We start from the raw sequence: 21657 nt of genomic DNA on the forward strand, positions 1-21657 counted from the left end.
GCTCAGAACCTCTCGGGGTCGAGCAACGCGATCAGCAGGTACACCGCAAGTGCCGCGGAGACCACGATCAACATCACGCTCTCGATTCCGGCGGCGGTCATGCGGACCGCCCGAGTCGAAGAACGGTGAACACCAGCGCAGCGAAACCTGCTGCCGCGGTGAGTAGGTAGGCCAGGTCAGCCATGGATGCAATCCTCGTGAAACGGCGACGACCTGCCGGCGGATGCTCGGCAGCTACGCCAGCGTCCACCCCCTACGCGCCCATCTCGGCCTTACTGACGCTCTGTTGACGCTGCGAGCAGGCGCTTTGATGCGATCTTTACGTCACGCACCGGAATCATCCCCGCCGAACCCTCGGCGCCGGCTGACACTTCGGACAGCTGAAGGACGACCGATTCATGAACTTCTCGCGGCGGATGGGAGCGCCGCAGCGAGGGCACGGGAGACCCTCCTGGCCGTATGCGGCCAGTGACCGGTCGAAGTACCCCGACTGACCGTTCACGTTGACGTACAGCGCGTCGAAGGAGGTGCCGCCCTGCGCCAGTGCCTCCCCCATGACAGCGTGCGCGTTGTTCAGCAACCTGCGCAGCGCCGGGCGAGTCAGTGAATCGGTGAGTCGATTGCCGTGGATCTTGCTGCGCCACAACGACTCGTCGGCGTAGATGTTGCCCACGCCCGACACGACGGTCTGATCGAGGAGCGCGCGCTTGATCTCGGTGTGCTTGCCCCGCATCGCCGTCACCACGGACTCCGCGTCGAACTGGGGGTCGAGTGGGTCGCGGGCGATGTGCGCCACGGGAACCGGGACCCGGGAGCCGTCGACCTCCACGAGGTCGGCGACCGCCCACCCGCCGAACGTCCGCTGATCGACGAATCGCAGATCCGTGCCGCTGCCCAGTCGGGCGCGGATGCGGAGATGCTTCTCGTCGGGTGCGTCCGCGGGCTGGACGAGCATCTGCCCGCTCATGCCCAGGTGCACCACGATCGACTCGAGCGGGCCGGTCGCGTCGTCGTTCGCGGCGACCACGAGCCAGAGGTACTTGCCACGGCGCTCGGCGGACACGACGGTGGTGCCGGCCAGTCGCGACTGGAGATCGAGACTTCCCTCGAGATGCCGTCGAGCGGCACGCGGATGCAGGACCTCGATGTCGACGAGGGTCTCCCCCACGACGTGCGACGCGAGTCCGCGTCGCACCACCTCGACCTCGGGAAGTTCAGGCATTCCGGTCGGACGACATCTCCGGGGTCGGGCCGGCGATCAGCGCTGCGGAGGCCGATTCACTGAGAGCGTTCCAGGCCGCGCTGGCGGCGCGCTGCTCGGCTTCCTTCTTCGAGCGACCCACGCCCTGCCCGTGCGGCGATCCGCCGACGAGCACGGTGGCCGTGAACTCCTTGTCGTGGTCCGGTCCCGTCGCGGTGATCTCGTACGCGGGAACACCGAGACCCTTCTCGGCCGTGAGCTCCTGCAGGCTGGTCTTCCAGTCGAGGCCGGCACCGAGACGCGGTCCACGCTCGAGCAACGCGTCGAACAGACGCAGCACCACCTCGCGTGCGACGTCGATGCCGTGCTCGACGTGGATGGCGCCGAGAAGCGATTCCATGCCGTCCGCGAGGATCGACGGCTTGTCGCGCCCACCGGTCATCTCCTCGCCCTTGCCCAGAAGCAGGTGCGCACCGAGTCCGCCGTCACCCAGTTGGCGAGCCACCTCGGCGAGCGCGTGCATGTTGACCACGCTCGCGCGGATCTTGGCCAGCTCGCCCTCCGACTTGTCGGGGTGGGCGCTGTACAGCTGCTCGGTGATGCTCAGACCCAGAACGGAGTCTCCGAGGAACTCGAGGCGTTCGTTCGTGGGCAGCCCACCGTTCTCGTACGCGTACGAGCGGTGGGTGAGAGCGTGGACGAGCAGGTCGTGGTCCAAAGACACGCCAAGAGCGGCGAGAAGCGATGCATGATCGTCCTCGCCGCTCCGGTCTGTCGCTGGCGACTGTGAGGTCACCGTCAGACTGCCGCGGTGACCTGGCGACCCTTGTAGGTGCCGCAGTTCGGGCACACCGTGTGGGGCAGGGTCTTCTCGCCGCACCCGCGGTTGGGGCAGGTGATGAGGGTGGGTGCAGTGGTCTTCCACTGGCTGCGTCGCGATCGGGTGTTGGACCGCGACATCTTGCGCTTCGGAACAGCCACTTCTACTTCTCCTCGTACTCGTTCGGTGCAATGTCGTGCTGGTGAAGCACGGGTCGTGCAGGCGCAGGGTGCGCCGGCCGACTAGGTCTGGTCGGTGTCGGTCTGCAGCTTCGCCGCGAGACCGGCCCAGCGAGGATCAATTGTCTCATGCGCATGACCCGGTTCCGCAATCGACAGGCGGATGCCGCACTCCGGGCACAGTCCCTGGCAGTCCTCGGTGCACAGGGGCCGCAGCGGCAGGGTGAGCCCCGCCACGTCCACGATCAGTGGTTCGAGATCGATCGCGTCGTCCTCGACCCGGTAGAGATCGTCCTCGTCCGTGGTGGCCTCGGTGACGCTGTTCGGGTATGCGTACAGCTCCGTGAGGTGGAGCTGCACGTGTGACGTGAACGGCTCGAGGCACCGCGAGCACTCACCGACGGTGTCGGCGTCGACCGTGCCGCTGACGAGCACACCCTCGGACACGGACTCGAACCGGAGATCGAGATCGATGTCGGCCCCCTCCTGGATCGCGATCAGGTCCAGACCGATGCGCGACGGGGAGGGAACGGTGCGAGCGACCGGCATCATCGACCCTGCGCGGCGACCCAGACGACGGGTGTCCACCACCAGCCCCGAGACGGGTTCGGCGGAGTGGCGACGAGCAGCGGGAGACAACGAACGATCCTTTCACGGGCGGTGCGGGCAACCACTCCACGATACGGGAGCGTCAGGTCAGCGCCAAATCACACCAGCCCACCCTGCGAGGAGGGATCTGCGTGGCGGTCAGTAGCGCGAGCGGCCCTCACCACGCGAGTCGGCGAAATCGGTGTCGTAACTCGGAACGCCACTGCCGGTGCGGAGCTGCTGCCGTCCCCGACCGACGGACCGCAACGTGCCGGAGAGAATCTCCTCGAACTCCGCGAACTTCGTGTCGACGTACAGGTCGCACTCGGTACGCAGACGATCCGACTCGGCGTGCGCCGCATCGATGACTCGAGCGGACTCCGCGTGCGCGGACTGCACCACCTCGGTCTGCGAGACCAGGCGCTCCTGCTCGGCGAGGCCCTCGGCGACGGAACGCTCGTAGGCCGCCTTGCCGGCGTCGATCGAGCGAGCGGACTCGACGCGGCCGCGCTCGGTCAGCGTCTCGTACTCGTGCTCGGCGTCCGCGATGGTGGCGTCGGCGCGCGCGGTGGCGTCGGCGACGAGGCTCTCGGCGTGCGCGGTGGCCTCGGCGACCATCCGGTCGGCGTGGGCCTTCGCGTCGGCCAGGAGTCGATCGGCCTCGTCCCGCGCGTTCTCCACCGTGCTGGTGGCTTCCGCGTCGGCCGACGAGATCGTCTTCTCGGCACCGGTCCGTGCGTCCGACACCAGCTTGTCGCGGTGGTCCAGCACGTCCTGCGCGTCGTCGAGCTCACCCGGAATGGCGTCTCGGACGTCGTCCAGCAGCTCCAGCACATCACCACGCGGGACGACGCATCCCGCGGTCATCGGGACGCCGCGCGCCTCCTCGACGATCGCGACGAGCTCGTCGAGCGCCTCGAATACCCGGTACACCGTGCTCGGCCCTCACTTCGATCGACAGTCTCTGAGTTCGGCGACCACACCCGTCGGGCGCGATCTCCGGTGTCAGTGTGCCCGGTACGCGCACCGGTCCGCACGATTGTCCCCCGGTGTGTCGCCGTCCGGCCCGGTCAGGAGCGCTCGGCGAGCCGGGCCAGCAGACGGTCGTGCACGGCGGCCGGAACCATCGTCGTGACGTCTCCGCCCAGTCGCGCGATCTCCTTGATGAGCGAGCTCGACAGGCTGCTGTGCACCGGGTCGGTTCCGAGGAACACCGTGTCCACGCCGGTGAGGCGCCGGTTCATCTGCGCCATCTGCACCTCGTAGTCGAAATCGGCGGCGTTGCGCAGACCCTTGACGATGGCGGTGGCCCCGGACTCCGACGCGAAGTCGACGAGCAACCCCTGCCACGTCGCGACGCGCACACCCTGCAGATGAGTGGTGGCCTGCGCCAGCATCTCGACCCGTTCGTCGACGGTGAAGAGTCCACTCTTGTTGGGGTTCACCACCACCGTGACGATGACCTCGTCGAATTGCGTTGCGACGCGCGAGATCACGTCGAGATGACCGTTGTGGATCGGATCGAAGGATCCCGGGACCAGGGCGCGGCTCATGGTGGGTGAACGTATCAGCTTCCCTGTGCGGGGTGCTCGATCTGCGCGACCTCGAACCGGGCCATGTCGATGCGAGCCTCGCCGTAGCGCTTGGCCTTCAATTCGACGAGCCCAGCGGGCCACAGCGTCGCGGGCGAGCGCGAGGACCGCTCGACGACCACGAGGGCGTCCTCGGCGAGCCACTCGCCCTCGACGAGTCGGTCCAACACCGAGGACACGGCGTCGTCCGACACGGAGTACGGAGGATCGGCGAGCACGAGGTCGTAGCGGCGCTCCGGTGTCCCACCGACGACAGCCGCGACGGGCGCGGTCCGCACCTGCGCTCCCGGCAGTCCCACGGACTCGATGTTCCGGGCGACCACGGCCGCCGCGCGCGCGTCGTTCTCGACGAGGAGGACGTGCTCGGCTCCGCGCGAGAGCGCTTCGAGGCCGAGAGCGCCCGACCCCGCGTACAGGTCCAGCACCGACGCACCGTCGAGGTACATCCGGCTCTCGAGCGCACTGAAGAGCGCCTCTCGGACCCGGTCGGCGGTGGGTCTGGTGCCGCGGGACGGCACGACGAGCGAACGCCCGCCGGCCGTCCCGGCCACGATCCTGGTCACTGCGAGAACCCTGTCAGGAGCGGTCGGTGGTGTCGCCGACGGCGATGACGCAGATCAGGTCCCCGCCCTCGACCTGCGCGACACCGGACAGTGCCAGACGGGTGACGGTGCCCGCCCGCGGCGCGGTGACGGCTGCTTCCATCTTCATCGCCTCGATCGTCGCGACGGTCTCTCCCGCCGACACCGACTGCCCCACCTCCGCGGTCAACGTCACCACACCCGCGAACGGCGCCGCCAGATGCGACGGATCGTCCCGATCCGCCTTCTCCGTCGTCGGCGCATCCGCCGAGATCGACCTGTCCCGCACCGACACCGGCCGCAACTGACCGTTGAGGATGCACATCACCGTCCGCATCCCCGCCTCGTCCGGCTCCGAGATCGCCTCCAACCCGATCAGCAGATCCACACCCTTCTCCAGGCGCACCCGATGCTCGTCGCCCTGACGCAATCCGTAGAAGAACTGATTCGCCGACAACCCCGAGGTGTCCCCGTACTTCTCCCGGTGCTCCGCCAACTCCTTCGCCGGCCCCGGGAACAACAGATGATTGAGACGATCACGCCGCTCGGCACTGGTGCCGGAGAGCAGCACCTCGTCCTGCGTCGTCAACGTCGCCTCCCCACGCCCGGCGCCGCGCCCCGCCAACGCGGTGGTGCGGAACGGCTCCGGCCACCCACCGGACGGGGTGCCCAGATCGCCGCGCAGGAACCCGATCACCGAATCGGGAATGTCGAACTTCCCCGGATCCGCCGCGAAGTCCTCCATCGACACCCCCGCACCGACCAGGTGCAACGCCAGATCGCCCACCACCTTCGACGACGGCGTCACCTTGATCAGCCGGCCCAGCAACCGGTCCGCATCCGCGTACGCCTTCTCCACGTCCTCGAACCGGTCCCCCAGGCCCAACGCGATGGCCTGCTGACGCAGATTGGACAGCTGCCCACCCGGAATCTCGTGCGTGTAGACCCGCCCGGTCGGAGCGGGGAGCCCGGACTCGAACGGGGCGTACACCTTTCGGATCGCCTCCCAGTACGGCTCCAGATCGCACACCGCCGCCAGATCCAACCCGGTGTCCCGCTCGGTGTGCGCCGCCGCCGCCACGATCGCCGACAACGCCGGCTGACTGGTCGTGCCCGCCATCGACGCCGACGCCCCGTCCACAGCATCCGCGCCGGCCTGCCACGCCGCCAGGTACGTCGCCAACTGACCACCCGGGGTGTCGTGGGTGTGCACGTGCACCGGCAGGTCGAAATTCTTGCGCAGCGCCGTCACCAACGTCGTCGCCGCCGGCGCCCGCAGAAGCCCCGCCATGTCCTTGATCGCCAACACGTGCGCGCCGGCGTCGACGATCTGCTCCGCCAACCGCAGGTAATAGTCCAGGGTGTAGAGCTTCTCGTCCGGATTCGACAGATCACCGGTGTACGACATCGCCACCTCGGCGATCGTCGTGCCGGTCTCGCGGACGGCGTCGATCGCCGGGCGCATCTGATCGACGTTGTTCAGCGCGTCGAAGATGCGGAAGATGTCCACACCCGTCGCCGCCGCTTCCTCGACGAACGCTGTCGTCACCCGCTCCGGGTAGGGGGTGTAGCCGACGGTGTTACGCCCGCGCAGCAACATCTGCAGGGCGATGTTCGGCACCGCCTCCCGCAGCGCCGCCAACCGCTCCCACGGATCCTCGTGCAGGAACCGCAGCGCCACGTCGTACGTCGCACCGCCCCAACACTCGATCGACAACAGTTCGGGTGTGGTCCGCGCGACGTAGGGGGCGACCATCAGCAGTCCCGAGGTCCGCACGCGCGTGGCCAACAACGACTGGTGGGCGTCGCGGAACGTGGTGTCGGTGACGCCCAACGCCTTTCGCTGACGCAGGTCGCGGGCGAAGCCTTCGGGACCGAGCTCGAGCAGCCGCTGCCGAGACCCGTCGCGCGGCGCGACGGACAGATCGATGTCCGGCAGCTTGTCCTGTGGGTAGACCGTGCTCGGACGCTCGCCGTGCGGCTTGTTCACCGTCACGTCCGCGAGGTAGGTCAGGATCTTGGTACCGCGATCGCCGGACGACCGCGCTGTCAACAGTTCGGGTCGCTCCTCGATGAACGACGTCGTGACGTTGCCCGCACGGAAGTCCTCGTCCTGCAGAAGTCCCTGCAGGAAGCCGATGTTCGTCGAGACACCGCGGATACGGAACTCCGCCAACGCCCGCCGCGACCGCGCCACCGCGTCCTCGAACGTGCGACCACGGCAGGTGAGCTTCACCAGCATCGAGTCGAAGTACGCCGACACCTCCGCACCCAACGTCGTCCCGCCGTCGAGACGGATACCCGCACCGCCCGGGGTGCGGTACGCGGTGATGCGGCCGGTGTCCGGGCGGAACCCGTTCGCCGGGTCCTCCGTCGTGATGCGGCACTGCATCGCCGCACCCCGGATCCGGATGTCCTCCTGCCGCAACCCCAGATCCTCGAGTGACTCCCCCGAGGCGATCCGCAACTGCGACTGCACCAGGTCGACATCGGTGATCTCCTCGGTCACCGTGTGCTCGACCTGGATCCGCGGATTCATCTCGATGAACACATGGTTACCGTCCCGGTCCACCAGGAACTCCACCGTGCCCGCACACGAGTACCCGATCTTCCGCGCGAACGCCACAGCGTCACTGCACAACCGGGCCCGCAGCTCGTCCGAGATGTTCGGCGCCGGCGCCAGCTCCACCACCTTCTGGTGACGGCGCTGCACCGAGCAGTCACGCTCGAAGAGATGGATCACATCGCCGTGGGTGTCCGCGAGAATCTGCACCTCGATGTGCCGCGGCTCGACCACCGCCTGCTCCAGGAACACCGTCGCGTCACCGAACGCCGACTCCGCCTCCCGCGCCGCCGCCTCGATCGCCGCACGCAACCCCGACGGCTCCGCCACCCGCCGCATACCGCGGCCACCACCGCCCGCGACCGCTTTGACGAACACCGGGAACGTCATCGACTCCGATGCCGCCACCAACGCATCGACGTCCGTCGACGGCTCCGACGACGCCAACACCGGCAACCCGGCATCCTTCGCCGCCGCGATCGCCCGCGCCTTGTTACCCGTCAGCTCCAACACCTCCGCCGACGGACCCACGAATGTGATCCCCGCCGCCGCACACGCCGCCGCCAACTCCGGATTCTCCGACAGGAACCCGTACCCCGGATAGATCGCGTCCGCACCCGCACGCACCGCCGCGTCGACGATCAGATCCACCGACAGGTAGTTGCGCACCGGATGCCCCGGCTCACCGATCTCGTACGCCTCGTCGGCCTTCGTCCGATGCACCGAATTCCGGTCCTCGAACGGGAACACCGCCACCGTCTGCGCCTCGAGTTCGTACGCCGCACGGAACGCACGGATCGCGATCTCGCCGCGATTTGCCACCAGCACCTTGGAGAACATTCCGGTCAACCTACCTTCAGTACGGGCGAGACGGAGCTATGACTTGTCCAGATATGAGATACGTGCGGAGCGCAGCGAGCAGCCGTCGTGGTGCCGGGACAGTAGCGCCGATCACGTCCACGCCGCTCGCATCTCCTATGCAGAAATGTCGGCGGAGAGATTCGCGGCGGCCCACGTCATGTGTTCCGCCACCGAGGCGCTGGCAGCCGCGCCGTCGCCCGATCCGATCGCCTCGACGATGCGGCGGTGTCGGTCGGTGTCCATGTTCCCGACCGCGCGAGACTTGCCGGCCCACATGATGGACATGCGGATCGAACCCTCGAGGGACGTCCACGAGTGCACCAGGGTCTCGTTGCCGGTGAGCCGGCAGAGCAGTCGGTGGAAACTGAGATCGGACTCGATCCGGGCCTCGAGATCACCGTCACCGGCGGCGTCCATCAGGTCGAGCGCGCTCGACAGGCCGGCGACCGACTCCTGCCGATCGTCTCGCTCCGCGAGCAGTGCGGCAGCGGTGGACTCGAGCGCGGCGCGCACGACGAAGATGTCCCTGATCTCCTTGTCGTCCAGATGCCGCACGTACAGCCGACCCCGAGCGCCGATGACGGCGAGCCCCTCCTGCTGAAGCTGCCGCAGTGCCTCGCGCAACGTGCCTCGGCTGATCTGCAGGCGCTCCGACAACTCCGTCTCCACCAGCGCGGAACTCGGACGCAGCTCGCCACTGGTGATGGCCCGACGCAGCGCGTCGAGAGCCTGATCGCGCAGATTCGTCTTCTGCAACCCCAGGAGCGTGGCGGGCTGTGCGGCCATGGAGACCTCCTCGAAACGGTGATGTCGACAGCTGCCGGTCGACAGTGATCTCAGGGTAACGGCCGCCCGTGTCGATCCGGCACTGCTCACCGCAACGCCGCGAGAACACGCTCCTCGATGCGGTCGGTGGACAACCCGTAACGATCGTGGAGCGTGGGGAGTGCGCCGGCGGCCAGGAACTCGTCGGGCAGCGCGATGGGAGTCACCTGACGCACCGTGCCGGACTCGACGCACGCCGAGGCGACCGTCTCGAAGAGCCCACCGATGCGGGTGTGGTTCTCGAGGGTGAATGCGGCCCGGTCGGTCGAGAGTTCGCGCAGGACGGTCTCCGCGTCGAACGGTTTGATCGTCGCCACGTGCACCACCGACACGTCCACCCTGTGCTTCGCGAGTCGCTCGGCGGCCTGGAGCGCACGCATGGTCATCAGACCGGACGACACCAGCACGACGTCGTTGCCCGGTCGAATGACCTTGGCCTTGCCCAGTTCGAAGGTGTAGTCGTACTCGTCGAGTACCGACGCGACCTTCCCGCGGAGCAACCGGAGGTAGGTCGGGCCCGGAGTCGCGGCGAGTTGGGGAACGGCCTGCTCGATGTCCACGGCATCGCACGGGTCGACGATGGTGAGGTTCGGCATTCCGCGGAAGATCGCCATGTCCTCGGTCGCCTGGTGACTCGGCCCGTAGCCGGTGGTGAGGCCCGGGAGTCCCCCGACGATGTTGACGTTCAGATTCGGCTCGGCCGCGTCGAGGCACAGGAAGTCGTACGCGCGGCGCGCCGCGAAGACCGAGTAGGTGGACGCGAAAGGAACCAGGCCGGTCTCCGCCATGCCCGCCGCGGCGCCGAACAGCAATTGCTCCGCCATCCCCATCTGGAAGAAACGGTCGGGGAAGGCCTGCGCGAAGATGTGCATGTCGGTGTACTTCGCCAGGTCGGCACTGAGGCCGACGATGCGCGAATCCTGTTCCGCTGCACGGACCAGCGCGTGTCCGAACGGGGCCGCCGTGGTGCGCTGACCCTCGTCGACGAACGAGGCGATCATCGCCGACGTCTTGAGCTTGGGGGCGGATGCGGTGGTCATGAGTGGTCTCCCTCGTGAAATTCTGCGTCGTGGAAGCGAGCGGTGAGCTGATCCCGGCACACGCTCCACTCGTCCTCGTCGATACGCATGAAGTGCGCCTTCTCGCGGGTCTCGAGCATGGGTACGCCGAACCCGATCCGCGTGTCGCACACGACGACCGACGGGGTGCCGGTCGGCGACGTCCGCGTCGCGATGTCGTCCAGGGCGTCCAGCAACGCGCCCGCATCGTTGCCGTCGACACGGTGGACGGACCATCCCGCGGCCGCCCACTTGTCCTGCACCGGTTCGATGCCCAGGACTCCCGCGGTGGGCCCGTCGGCCTGCAGTGCGTTCATGTCGACGAGTGCGACGAGGTTGCCCAGTCGGTGATGAGCGGCTCCCATCGCGGCCTCCCACGTGGAGCCCTCGTCCAGTTCCCCGTCCGACAGGAAGTTGAACACGAGTGACGGCGACCCCTGGTGACGCAGTCCCAGAGCCATTCCCACCGCCACCGGCAGTCCGTGTCCCAGCGAGCCCCCGCTGATCTCCATCCCGGGCGTGTAGGACGCCATTCCGGACATGGGGAGCCGCGAATCGTCGGAGCCGTAGGTCTCGAGTTCGGAGACGCTCACCGTGCCCGCTTCCGCGAGCGCCGCGTAGAGCCCGATGGCGTAGTGACCGGTCGAGAGCAGGAAGCGGTCCCGCTCCGCCCAGTGCGGATCCGCCGGGCGGTAGCGCAGCCGTCCGCTGTAGACGGCGGCGAACATGTCCGCCGCTCCCAGTGCCTGACCCACGTATCCCTGACCCTGCGCTTCGCCCATGTCGAGGACGTGATGGCGCATGGCGTAGGCGAATCGCTCCGCGGCGCGGATCCGTGTCGTGCGGTCGGTGGTGATGCTGTCGGTGACGGTCACAGCGATTCCTTTCGAGAGGTGGCGGTCGCGACGAGGTTCTCGTCGAGCTCGGCCTGCAGTGCGAGTCGTCGTTCGGTGGGGCCCCACGTCTCACGGGTGGACAGGGCGGCGAGGAGACCGATCAGCGCGTAGACGCTGAAGAGGACTGCCGGCCCCATCCAGCCGTAGGAGACGAAGAGCAGCGTGGTGATGAACGGTGTGAAGCCGGAGACCATGGCCGAGATCTGGTAGGCCAGTGAGGCTCCGGACGCTCGGCGACTCGCCGTGAAGAGTTCGGGGAACCACGCGCCCTGCGCACCGGCGAGCGCGTTCTGGCACACGGTGTAGGCCAGGACGAAGGTGACGGCGACGAGGATGAAGGTGCCCGTGTTGACGAGGAGGAACATCGGGATTCCGAACAACACCCCGAACGCACACACTCCGATGTAGACGGGTCGGCGGCCCATCCTGTCCGTCAGAGTCGCCCAACCGACGGTCGCGACGATGCCCAGCGCCGACGCGATGCAGAGAGCGGTCAGGGTCTCGGACTTCGTCGCCAGTTCCTCGTTGTGCAGGTACGAGATCATGTAGGTGATGGACACGGCGTAGCCGGCGGTCTCGGCGATGCGCAGTCCGATACCCCGCAGGATGTTGCGCCAGTCCTGCTTCACGGACTCGACGATCGGCGCACGCTGGACCTGGCCGGACTCCTTGACCTCGTCGAACACCGGGGACTCCGGGACCTTGGATCGAATGATCAGCCCGACGACGACGAGGACGATGCTGGCGAGGAACGGAACGCGCCAGGCCCAGTCGCCGCCGAGGTGCACGCTGAACAGGAACACCAGGTTCGCGAGCAGGAGACCCACCGGGAATCCCGCCTGCACGATGCCGGTGAACGCGCCCTTGCGCCGCCACGGGGCGTGTTCGTAGCTCATCAGAATCGCTCCGCCCCACTCGGCACCGAACGCCAGTCCCTGGACGATGCGGACGATGACCAGCAGCACGGGCGCGACGACGCCGACCTGGGCGTAGGTGGGCAACAGACCGATGACGAACGTCGCGAGTCCCATCACGATGAGCGACGCCACCAGAACGGGCTTGCGCCCGACACGATCACCGAGGTGGCCGCCGATGATGCCTCCGATCGGGCGTGCCGCGAAGCCGACGCCGAGCGTGGCGAAGGCGGCCAGGGTGCCGGCCACCGAACTCTGGCCCGGGAAGAACGCCGTTCCGAAGTAGAGCGCCGCGGCGGTGCCGAAACCGATGAAGTCGTACGTCTCGATCACCGCGCCGACGGACGACCCCACGGCGACGCGCTTGGCGTCGGGTGTGCCGTGGACCTGCCCGCGCATGGCCAGAGTCTCGCTGCTCATGACTACCCCTTTTCGAGGTGTTGGAGGTGTGAGGAAAGGGTGACGGATGCCGTCATCGATTACGAGTGTGACCCACCGCACGTTCACTGTCAACAGTCAACTGTTGGTGTCCAACAGTTGACTGGACCGCAGTTCGGGTCTTACTGTGTGCTGCATCACGACGAGCCTTCGCAGGCGGCCGACACCGGCCGTCGCCCCTCTCGAACCGTGACACCAGCCTCGACAGCCGTTCCCCCACACCCGTATCGGAGATCACCATGTTCGACACTCTGGCCCGACCGGCCACCGTCAGCCGTACCGCCGTCGTCACGGGAGCTGCCTCGGAACGGGGCCTCGGCCGCGCGACCGCGGCGTTGTACGCCGAGCAGGGCTGGGCAGTCGTCGTCCTCGATCTCGACGGGGAGGCCTCGGCCAAGGTCGCCGCGGACATCGCGAATGCGTACGGCGTCCGGGCCTTCGGCCACGAGGTCGACGTGGCGGACGAGTCGTCCGTGGAGCGAGCTCGTGCGGCCGTGGCCGCCGAGGTCGAGTCGGGATCGCTCCCCACCGTGGGCGCCCTGGCGAACATCGCCGGCATCACGTCACCGGTGCCGTTTCTCGAGACCACGCTGGACCTGTGGAACAAGGTGATGGCGGTCAACGCGACCGGCACCTACCTCGTCACGAAGGCCTTCCTCCCCGCGATGATCGATGCCGGGTGGGGACGCGTGGTCAACATGTCGTCGGTGTCGGCTCAACGCGGCGGCGGCGTGTTCGGCAAGGTGCCCTACTCCTCGGCGAAAGCGGCGGTTCTCGGTTTCACCAAGGCGCTGGCCCGCGAGATCGGACACACCGGTGTCACGGTGAATGCTGTCACGCCGGGCGCCGCGGACACCGCCATCCGGGTGGGGAGCACGCCCGAGCAGGAGCAGGCGATCGCCGACGGCATCCCGGTGGGACGCGTCGCCACTGCTCGTGAGGTCGCCGCGATCATCACGTTCCTGTCGTCGGAGGACGCGTCCTACCTGACGGGCACCACATTGGACATCAACGGGGGAAGCCACATGCACTGACCGGGTCGGGCGTTCACGCCTTGTCGAGGAAGTCCACCCTGGTCGCGTCCACGGCGGATCGCATCATCGCCGCGAGACCGGGGTGCTCCACGAGCCCCGGGTCCCGATCGACGACGTCGCGGGCGAAGGTCTGGGCCGCGGTGATGATGTCGAGGTGATCGAGGAGTGACAACAGTCGCAGGGTCGTCGTGGTGCCCGACTGCGCTGCGCCCAGCACGTCACCCTCCCGGCGTTGCCGTAGATCGAGAACGGCGAGCTCGAACCCGTCGGTCGTCGCCGCGACGGCCTCGAGCCTCGCGTAGGTGGGGGTGCCCGGTGCGAGCTCGGTGAGCAGGATGCACAGACCCTGGTGGCCGCCACGACCGATGCGGCCACGCAACTGATGCAGCTGACTCACGCCGAACCGGTCGGCGTCCACGATGACCATGACCGTGGCGTTGGGGACGTCGACACCGACCTCCACCACGGTGGTGCAGACGAGGACGTCGATGTCGCCGTCGTTGAACGCGGACATCACCTCGTCCTTCTCCTCCGTGGGCAGCCGCCCGTGCAGCAACCCGACGCGCAGGTTCGCCAGAGCGCCGGCGCGGAGCGACTCGTACACGTCGACCGCCGACGCGGTGTCCGGAGTGTCCTTGCCGAGATCCTCGGGCTTCTCGTCGCCGATCCGCGAACACACCACGTAGGCCTGGCGGCCGGCGGCCACCTCCTCGGAGATCCGGCTCCACGCTCGCTCGACCCAGGCAGGTCTGTGCTGGGCGGGAACGACCGAGGTGCGGATGGGCGCGCGTCCGCGGGGAAGCTCACGCAGGGTGGACGTCTCGAGATCGCCCAGCGTGGTCATGGCGATCGTCCGCGGAATGGGCGTGGCCGTCATGACCAGCAGGTGCGGGCTGACGCCCTCTCTCGCCTTCGCGCGCAACGCGTCCCGCTGCTCGACTCCGAAGCGGTGCTGCTCGTCGACCACCACCATCCCGAGGTCGAAGAACGACACCGTGCTCTGGATGAGTGCGTGAGTGCCGATGACGATGCCTGCGTCTCCGGTCACGATCGACAACAGCGCGGCACGTTTCGCGGCCGTCGACATCGATCCGGTCAGCAGCACCACTCGGGTGGCGCGGTCGGGCGCACCCAGTTCCCCGGCCGTCGCGAGCGCCCCGAGTTGCCGCGTGCTCGACCGGTGGTGCTGTGTGGCGAGCACCTCGGTGGGTGCCAACAACGCGCACTGCAGTCCCGCGTCCACCACCTGCAGCATGGCGCGCAGAGCGACGATCGTCTTGCCCGATCCCACCTCACCCTGCAGGAGCCGGCTCATCGGCCGAGTGCGGGACAGGTCGCTCTCGATCTCCTCGGCGACCTCCTTCTGCCCGTCGGTCAGCTCGAACGGCAGCACCTCGTCGAAGGCGGCGGCGACACCGTCTGCCACGCGCGGGCAGGCCGGCGCCGTGCGCACCGCCACCGAGTGGCGCCGTTCGGCGAGCACCAACTGCAACGCCGTCGCCTCGTCGAAGCGCAGACGGTAGCGCGCGTTCTCGATGTCGTCCTCGGACTCCGGAAAGTGCACGACCCGCAGTGCGTCGTCGAGGCTCATCAGCGCGTGCTCGGCGCGCACCGTCTCGGGCAGCGGATCCTCGACGCGATCGAGCTGGTCCAGGACCTGACGCACGCAGCGCAGGAAGGTCCAGCTCTCGACCTCCCGCGTCGCCGCGTACATGGGAAGGAACGGAAGCGACAGCATGGACATGTTCACCGCACCGGAACTGTCCGTGGCGCCGCGAGCCATGCCGGCGAGCTCGCCACCGCCGTGCGGGCGCCCCACCAGGTCGTCCTCGTCGCCCTCGAGCATCAGGTAACCGGGGTGGTTCAGCGACCAGGACGTCCGGAACCACTTGACCGTGCCCGAGAACATCGCGCGCGATCCCACCGTGATGTTGTGACGCACCTTGTGACCGTTGAAGAAGGTGGCGGAGACGTTCTGACCGTCGCACGTGAGCACGACCTTGAGCATGTGGCCCTTGCGCGCCTTCATGGGCACGAGGTCCGCCTTGGACACCGTCCCCACGACGGTGATGCGTTCACCGTCGTCCGGGTCCTTGCGGGCCAGCTCCTGACCCTGTGTCACGTAGCGGAAGGGGTAGTGACGCAGCAGGTCCTCGACCGTGACGAGACCGAACGCCGTCTCGAGCGGATCGGCGGCCCTGCGACCCAGTGCGTGGTCGAGCCGGTCACCGAGCTGAACCACCGCGCTGCTCCCGTCCTGATGCTGCCGCCATCTGTGCGACCATTCCACCAGGCACCTGCGGCATCGGCGCGTGCGGGCCGGTTTGGACTCGGGGCACCCGAGCGGCTAGTCTTGCAGGGTTGCGTCTGACGCGTCCGGCATGCCCGGAGGTATCGGGCGCAGTTGTACGAAGATCTTGCCCCACACCGGCCACGGTTCGAATCGTGTCCCGGTCTCACCTCGAATACCAAGGAGTTCGCGACTATGGCTGCCGTCTGCGACGTATGCGCCAAGGGACCCGGCTTCGGTAAGTCGGTTTCGCACTCGCACCGCCGTACCAACCGTCGCTGGAACCCCAACATCCAGACCGTCCGCGCGCAGGTCGCGCCGGGTAACTCTCGTCGGCTCAATGTGTGCACCTCGTGCCTCAAGGCCGGCAAGGTGGTCCGGGGCTGACGTTCCCGCACGACATTTTCACGGCAAGGCCCCGATACCTCGGTATCGGGGCCTCTGTCATCTCCGGCGACTCTGTCGTTTCCGGAGCCGAGCGGTCCTGGTCTAAGTTCGAACGATGACCGAATCAGTCGACCCCCCGGCCACGTCCCCCGTCACCGTCGAGGACGGTGTCCTGTACGTACGGGTGGCGACGCCCCGCGGCGGCAACGTGCTGAACGGCGAGGCGATGGCCGCAGGCGCTGCGTCGCTGTCCGATCTCGACGAGTCCGTGGGCGCCGTGCTGCTCGTCGGCGCCGAATCCAACTTCTGCGCCGGTGGCGACGTGCGCGCCTTCCACGGGGCGCCCGACAGAAGCGCGTTCGTCCGGCAGCTCGCCGACACGTTCCACGATTTCGTCCGCGCGCTCACCTCGGTGTCGGTCCCCGTCGTGGCGGGAGTACCGGGCTGGGCAGCGGGCGCGGGCATGTCGCTCGTGTGTCACGCCGACATCGCGATCGGCGGTCGATCCACCCGGCTCCGTCCCGCGTATCCGGCGCTCGGCTTCACTCCGGACGGCGGTCTGACGTGGGCTCTCCCCCGCATCATCGGCACCCGCCGCGCGCGCGACATCCTGCTCACGGACGGCGTTCTCGGCTCGGACGAGGCCTACCGCCTGGGTCTGCTGACACGGTTGGTCGGTGACGACGTCATCGCATCGGAGGCCGAGCGGGTGGCGCGCTCTCTCGCGGCCGGGCCCACCGAGGTGTCCCGTGCGACCAAGCGGTTACTGCTCGCCTCGGACTCCGCGTCGCTGTCCGATCAGCTCGACGCCGAGACCGACTCGATCTCTCACCAGGCGTCCACCGCGGACGGCATCGAGGGTGTCGACGCCTTCGTGGAGAAGCGCCGGCCGTCCTTCGGCCACTGACGGCCGCCTCAGTCCAGACGCCAGTCGACGGGTTCCTCGCCCAGCGTCGCGAGATGGTCGTTCACGGTGCTGAACGGCCGTGAACCGAAGAACCCTCGCGACGCGGACAGCGGTGAGGGATGGACGGACTCGACCGTGGGCGTGGACCCGAGCAGCGGCTTGGCCGTCGCGGCGTCGCGTCCCCAGAGGACCGCGACCAGGGGGCGGCCGGGTCGGTTCACCAGAGCGGTGATCGCCTGCGCCGTCACCGCTTCCCAGCCCTTGCGCCGGTGCGACGCCGCCTTGCCCGGTTCCACGGTCAGAACACGGTTCAGCAGGAGCACACCACGATCGGCCCACGGAGACAGATCACCGGTGGTGGGTGTCGGCAGGCCGAGATCGGCGCTGTACTCGGTGAAGATGTTCGCGAGACTGCGCGGGACCGGCCGCACGTCGGGCGCGACCGAGAAGCTGAGTCCCACAGCATGTCCCGGCGTCGGGTAGGGATCCTGTCCCAGCACCAGCACACGCACCTCCTCGAACGGGCGGCTGAAGGCGCGCAGCACGTCCTCCCCGGCGGGCAGGTAGCCTCGCCCGGCGGCGTTCTCGGCGCGCAGGAAGTCGCCCATCCGGGCGATGTCGTCGGCCACCGGACCGAGCGCGGACGCCCACCCCGGATCCGCGACGGGCGCCGTCACGACAGCACGCGCAGCGCGCCCCGGTAGTACTCCGCATTGGCCTTGTACATCGCGACGTTGACGTCCACGTGCCCCTCCGCCACCTCGTGGCTCTCGCGGACCTTGGCCGGAACCCCCAGTGCCATCCGGCGTTCGGGCACGACGGCGTCGAAGGGGACCACGGCGCCGGCGCCGACGATCGCGCCGGATCCGATGGACGCGCCGTTGAGGACGACACTGCCCGACGCGATGAGGCACGCGTCTCCGATGGTCGCCCCCTCGACGTGCGCGTTGTGCCCGACGACGCACCCGGCGCCGATCACGGTCGGGTGGATCGGCGTGCAGTGCACGACGGTGCCGTCCTGAATGTTCGTGTCCTGCCCCACGGTGATGGTCCCGTAGTCGCCGCGCAGCACCGCCCCGGGCCACACCGACACTCCCGCAGCGAGTGTCACCGCACCGATGACGACGGCATCGGGATGCACATAGGCGGTGGGGTGGATGTCGGGTTCACGGTCACCGAGTGCGTAGACGGTCATGGCTCCAGCATGTCATCCGGTCAGATCCTTCACCATGCACACCGACTGCTCCTCGTGCCGGTAGAGGCCGAACTTCGGTACGAGCGGTCGATACCCACTCGAGGTGTAGAGGCCGATGGCCTCGGGTTGACGCAGTCCGGTCTCGAGGACCAGTCGTAGCCGGCCAGCGTCGCGGGCGGTGTCCTCGATCGTCCGCAGCAGGGCACGCGCGACGCCCGCGCCGCGCGCCTCGGTGCGGACGTACATGCGCTTGATCTCCGCGTCGCCGGTGCGCAGGCCCTCCGCCTCGGGTCCTCCGTGCTCGTGGGTCCGCCAGCCGCCCATACCGACGACGGCGCCGTCCAGGACGGCCTGCAGCATCACGCCGTGCGGCGGCAGGAACTCCCGGACGTCGAGCGGCGTCTCGTCGGGGCCGCCGTAGCGGCGCACGTACTCCTGCTGGACCTCGTCGATCATCGCGACCACGTCCGGGTCGTCGAGCCGAGTGGTCGTGACCGTCAGAAGCTCGTCCATGCCGCAGGTCCTTCCCATCGCACACCGTCCACCGTGACTCCTGTTCCCGCACTCACGGATCCGATCCGGCGCCAGCCGGTCGGCACGTCGTCGGAGGCGAAGGTCGCGAGCAGCACGTGGTCCTCCCCGCCGCCGAGAGCCCAGTGCAGCGGGTCGACGCCGAGTTCGGTGCCGGCGTGCACCACGTCCTCGGGGATCTCCATGTCGGCCGACGAGATGTCGAGCCGCACAGCGGACATCGCCGCCAGATGTCCCGCGTCGCCGATCACGCCGTCGGACACGTCGCACATCGACGACGCTCCCGCGCGCGCCGCGGCCGGACCGTCGGCGGGATCGGGCGTCGGGACGCGATGTGCTGCCAGCAGATCCGGGTGGGTGGTCGAGCCCGCCTCGTGCAGTGCCCACCCGGCAGCGGACCGGCCGGTGGGTCCGGACAGTGCGAGCACGTCCCCCGGCCGGGCACCGGACCGCAGCACCGGGGGTCGACCCTCGAGATCACCCAGCGCGGTGATCGACAACACCAGCCGGTCCCCTCCCGTGACGTCCCCGCCGACGATCGACGCGCCGACTCGCGTCGCCTCCGCCCACAGACCCGCGGTGAGCGCGTCCACGTCCGACACCGCGGTGGTCGACGGGCACGACATCGAGACGAGGAATCCCGTGCACCGCGCGCCCATCGCGGCGATGTCCGCGGCGTTCTGCGCGATGGCCTTTCGGCCGACGTCGTGATGACTCGACCAGTCGAGGCGGAAGTGTCGACCCTCCACCAGCATGTCGGTCGTGACGACGACGCGGGAATCGGGGGCGGCGATCACCGCCGCGTCGTCCCCCGGCCCGATCGCGACCGATGGGGGGTGGACACGGCCGGCCGTCGCGCGGCCGATGAGTGCGAACTCACCGAGATCCCCCACCGTCCCGGTCGCGGGATCGTCCGCCTGTGACACAGAACTCCTCCATCACCGTCGTGGATCACCGTCGTGCAGCATCCCACGGGGCCTCGTCGTCGTCACGCATCCGGGCCCCCGTCAGGGCGCGGGTAACGTTTCCGCCGAGACCGTTCGACACGAGGGAGCACGATGACGCAGGACGAACCGACCGCGACGGACGAGTCGGCCACGGGTCTGCACCCCGCTCTGATCGCCACCGCGATCGCCCTGCCCGTCGCGCTCGTCGTCGGCATCATCGTCGCGGCGGTCATGGCGAACAGAACTCCCGTCCGCGAGCCCGTCGCTCTCGGCGCGGTCCCCTCGCCGCTCGCCGAGAGCACCCAGTGCGCGACGTTGCTCGGCGCACTGCCCGAGACGTTCGACTCGTTCACTCGCGCCGAGCTGGCCGACCCCGCGCCCGTGGGTGCGGCCGCCTGGCAGTCCGAGGACGTCACCGACCCCATCGTGCTGCGGTGTGGGCTCGAGCGTCCGGCGGAATTCGATCAGGCCGCCGCTCTCGACGTCGTCGACGGCGTGCAGTGGTTCCGGGTGTCGGGCGCGGATCAGGGCCTCGCCGCGAGCACCTGGTTCGTCGTCGACCGGGGCGTGTACGCCGCGGCCACCATCCCCGACGGCACGGGCCCCACACCGATCCAGGCCCTGTCTGCCGCGGTGTCGGGAGCCCTTCCGCAGACGCCGCTGGACCCCGCTCCGATCAACTGATCCGGCAGGGCCGACCTCTCACCGCAGTCCGGTCCCCCGTGCGAGCGCGGTGTCGACGAGAGTGCCGACGAGCTCCGAGTAGCCGACGCCCGTCGCCTCCCACATCCGCGGGTACATCGAGATGGCCGTGAAGCCGGGCATCGTGTTGATCTCGTTGATCACCGGACCGTCGTCGGTCACGAAGAAGTCGACGCGCGCGAGACCTTGCAGATCCAGCGCAGCGAAGGCACGGACCGCGATCTCCCGCAGCACCGTCGAGACGTCGTCGTCCAGCAGGGCCGGGATGTCGAACTCGACCACGTCGTCGAGGTACTTGCTGTCGAAGTCGTAGAACGTCGCACCACCGGCCGACGCCGAGGCCTCGTCCATGCGGATCTCGGCGACGACGCTGGCGCGGACGGAGCCGTCCGGCATCTCCAGGACACCGCACTCCACCTCGCGGCCGACGATGGCGGCCTCGATCACGACCTTCGGATCATGTTCTCGCGCAACGGCCACCGCGTCGTCCAACTCGGCCCAGTCGACGATGCGCGTGATCCCGATCGACGATCCGCCGCGGGCCGGCTTCACGAACGCGGGGAGACCGATGACGTCGCGCTCGTCGGAGGTCAGGGTCTCGCGATCGCGGCGCAGGACGACCTGGCGCCCGACGGGAAGGCCCTCGGCCGCGAGCAGCTTCTTGGTGAACTCCTTGTCCATCGCCGCGGCGCTCGCGAGGACTCCCGGTCCCACGTAGGGGACGCCGGCGACCTCGAACAGCCCCTGGACCGTGCCGTCCTCGCCGTAGGCACCGTGCAGCACCGGGAAGACGACGTCGACCGCACCGATGTCCTCGGCCGTCCCGTCGACGGAGCGCGTGATGCGACCGGGGTTCTCGGGATCGACTCCGAGAGCGAGCGGGACGCCCGCACCGGCGACCGACGGGAGAACCCGATCCCGGATCTGCAACTCCGTCGGGTCGGCGGTGCCCTCGACCCACGTTCCGGCGCGCGTGATACCGATGGGGATCACGTCGAAGCGGTCGGAGTCGAGGTGACGCATGACGCTTCCTGCCGAGACGCAGGAGACGGAGTGTTCGTTGCTTCGACCGCCGTAGATCACGGCGACCTTGATGGGATCGGTCACGTGAGCACCGTACCGGCGAACCCCGGACGAGGCGTGACGCG

The 21657-nt window shown here is 68.6% G+C and carries 23 protein-coding genes; 4 read left to right on the forward strand and 19 right to left on the reverse strand.

The window, feature by feature from the left end:
• Positions 1-2 precede the first annotated feature (2 nt).
• The 13 genes from kdpF to HQ308_RS02850 form a co-directional block, all read right to left on the reverse strand.
• Complete coding sequence (gene kdpF / locus HQ308_RS02790; protein WP_222630725.1) at positions 3-101, reverse strand: K(+)-transporting ATPase subunit F; 99 nt, start codon at positions 99-101, stop codon at positions 3-5.
• Positions 102-337: 236 nt separating this feature from the next.
• Positions 338-1222, reverse strand: coding sequence for a bifunctional DNA-formamidopyrimidine glycosylase/DNA-(apurinic or apyrimidinic site) lyase (gene mutM / locus HQ308_RS02795; RefSeq protein ID WP_056445093.1), 885 nt, complete (start codon positions 1220-1222; stop codon positions 338-340).
• Positions 1215-1997, reverse strand: coding sequence for a ribonuclease III (gene rnc / locus HQ308_RS02800; protein ID WP_027504977.1), 783 nt, complete (start codon positions 1995-1997; stop codon positions 1215-1217). The genes mutM and rnc overlap by 8 nt, the downstream gene beginning before the upstream one ends.
• Before the next feature lie 2 nt (positions 1998-1999).
• Positions 2000-2182, reverse strand: coding sequence for a 50S ribosomal protein L32 (gene rpmF, locus HQ308_RS02805; RefSeq protein WP_027504976.1), 183 nt, complete (start codon positions 2180-2182; stop codon positions 2000-2002).
• A gap of 81 nt (positions 2183-2263) precedes the next feature.
• Entirely contained in the window at positions 2264-2752 is a 489-nt protein-coding gene (locus HQ308_RS02810) for a DUF177 domain-containing protein (protein ID WP_081821208.1), read from the reverse strand.
• Positions 2753-2947: 195 nt separating this feature from the next.
• Positions 2948-3721 (reverse strand): DivIVA domain-containing protein, encoded by a 774-nt coding sequence (locus HQ308_RS02815; protein WP_027504974.1) that lies wholly within the window; start codon positions 3719-3721, stop codon positions 2948-2950.
• A gap of 137 nt (positions 3722-3858) precedes the next feature.
• Positions 3859-4341, reverse strand: coding sequence for a pantetheine-phosphate adenylyltransferase (gene coaD, locus HQ308_RS02820; protein ID WP_027504973.1), 483 nt, complete (start codon positions 4339-4341; stop codon positions 3859-3861).
• Between the two features lie 14 nt (positions 4342-4355).
• Complete coding sequence (rsmD, locus tag HQ308_RS02825; RefSeq protein WP_222645368.1) at positions 4356-4943, reverse strand: 16S rRNA (guanine(966)-N(2))-methyltransferase RsmD; 588 nt, start codon at positions 4941-4943, stop codon at positions 4356-4358.
• 13 nt (positions 4944-4956) lie between these two features.
• Entirely contained in the window at positions 4957-8364 is a 3408-nt protein-coding gene (locus HQ308_RS02830) for a pyruvate carboxylase (protein ID WP_222645369.1), read from the reverse strand.
• 135 nt (positions 8365-8499) lie between these two features.
• Positions 8500-9171, reverse strand: coding sequence for a GntR family transcriptional regulator (locus HQ308_RS02835; RefSeq protein ID WP_027506987.1), 672 nt, complete (start codon positions 9169-9171; stop codon positions 8500-8502).
• Between the two features lie 86 nt (positions 9172-9257).
• Positions 9258-10250 carry a transketolase family protein gene (locus HQ308_RS02840; RefSeq protein WP_027506988.1) on the reverse strand — a complete coding sequence of 331 codons (993 nt, stop codon included), beginning with the start codon at positions 10248-10250 and terminating at the stop codon, positions 9258-9260.
• Positions 10247-11149 (reverse strand): transketolase, encoded by a 903-nt coding sequence (locus HQ308_RS02845; protein WP_374197725.1) that lies wholly within the window; start codon positions 11147-11149, stop codon positions 10247-10249. Before HQ308_RS02845 ends, HQ308_RS02840 begins: the two co-directional genes overlap by 4 nt.
• Complete coding sequence (locus tag HQ308_RS02850) at positions 11140-12498, reverse strand: MFS transporter (RefSeq protein WP_056445436.1); 1359 nt, start codon at positions 12496-12498, stop codon at positions 11140-11142. The genes HQ308_RS02845 and HQ308_RS02850 overlap by 10 nt, the downstream gene beginning before the upstream one ends.
• A 257-nt stretch (positions 12499-12755) precedes the next feature.
• On the opposite strand from HQ308_RS02850, the gene HQ308_RS02855 reads away from it, so the two are divergent.
• Positions 12756-13550: an SDR family NAD(P)-dependent oxidoreductase gene (locus HQ308_RS02855; protein ID WP_037187033.1), complete on the forward strand. Its 795-nt coding sequence runs from the start codon at positions 12756-12758 to the stop codon at positions 13548-13550.
• A 13-nt stretch (positions 13551-13563) separates the two neighbouring features.
• On the opposite strand, the gene recG is transcribed toward HQ308_RS02855, so the two are convergent.
• The gene (recG, locus tag HQ308_RS02860) at positions 13564-15792 is read right to left on the reverse strand and encodes an ATP-dependent DNA helicase RecG (protein ID WP_222645370.1); all 2229 of its coding nucleotides are present in this window, start codon (positions 15790-15792) and stop codon (positions 13564-13566) included.
• A 243-nt stretch (positions 15793-16035) separates the two neighbouring features.
• Between recG and rpmB the strand changes: the two genes are divergently transcribed.
• The gene (gene rpmB / locus HQ308_RS02865) at positions 16036-16227 is read left to right on the forward strand and encodes a 50S ribosomal protein L28 (protein WP_042576517.1); all 192 of its coding nucleotides are present in this window, start codon (positions 16036-16038) and stop codon (positions 16225-16227) included.
• A 115-nt stretch (positions 16228-16342) separates the two neighbouring features.
• Positions 16343-17134: an enoyl-CoA hydratase/isomerase family protein gene (locus HQ308_RS02870; protein WP_027506992.1), complete on the forward strand. Its 792-nt coding sequence runs from the start codon at positions 16343-16345 to the stop codon at positions 17132-17134.
• 8 nt (positions 17135-17142) lie between these two features.
• On the opposite strand, the gene HQ308_RS02875 is transcribed toward HQ308_RS02870, so the two are convergent.
• From HQ308_RS02875 to HQ308_RS02890, 4 genes are read right to left on the reverse strand one after another with little or no spacing between them, the layout of a single operon-like run.
• On the reverse strand, positions 17143-17811 hold the full coding sequence (locus HQ308_RS02875) for a uracil-DNA glycosylase (RefSeq protein ID WP_027506993.1): 669 nt from the start codon (positions 17809-17811) through the stop codon (positions 17143-17145).
• Entirely contained in the window at positions 17808-18329 is a 522-nt protein-coding gene (locus HQ308_RS02880; protein ID WP_222637748.1) for a gamma carbonic anhydrase family protein, read from the reverse strand. The genes HQ308_RS02875 and HQ308_RS02880 overlap by 4 nt, the downstream gene beginning before the upstream one ends.
• 12 nt (positions 18330-18341) lie before the next feature.
• Entirely contained in the window at positions 18342-18842 is a 501-nt protein-coding gene (locus HQ308_RS02885; RefSeq protein ID WP_222645371.1) for a GNAT family N-acetyltransferase, read from the reverse strand.
• Positions 18827-19786 (reverse strand): thiamine-phosphate kinase, encoded by a 960-nt coding sequence (locus tag HQ308_RS02890; protein ID WP_308115648.1) that lies wholly within the window; start codon positions 19784-19786, stop codon positions 18827-18829. The genes HQ308_RS02885 and HQ308_RS02890 overlap by 16 nt, the downstream gene beginning before the upstream one ends.
• Positions 19787-19918: 132 nt before the next feature.
• On the opposite strand from HQ308_RS02890, the gene HQ308_RS02895 reads away from it, so the two are divergent.
• A complete protein-coding gene (locus tag HQ308_RS02895) occupies positions 19919-20491 on the forward strand; it encodes a DUF3515 domain-containing protein (RefSeq protein ID WP_027506997.1) in 573 nt (190 codons plus the stop codon).
• A gap of 18 nt (positions 20492-20509) precedes the next feature.
• On the opposite strand, the gene HQ308_RS02900 is transcribed toward HQ308_RS02895, so the two are convergent.
• Positions 20510-21616: a D-alanine--D-alanine ligase family protein gene (locus tag HQ308_RS02900; protein WP_222645372.1), complete on the reverse strand. Its 1107-nt coding sequence runs from the start codon at positions 21614-21616 to the stop codon at positions 20510-20512.
• Between the last annotated feature and the right edge of the window lie 41 nt (positions 21617-21657).

Source organism: Rhodococcus sp. BP-241 (genome assembly GCF_019836145.1).
GTDB lineage: Bacteria > Actinomycetota > Actinomycetes > Mycobacteriales > Mycobacteriaceae > Rhodococcoides.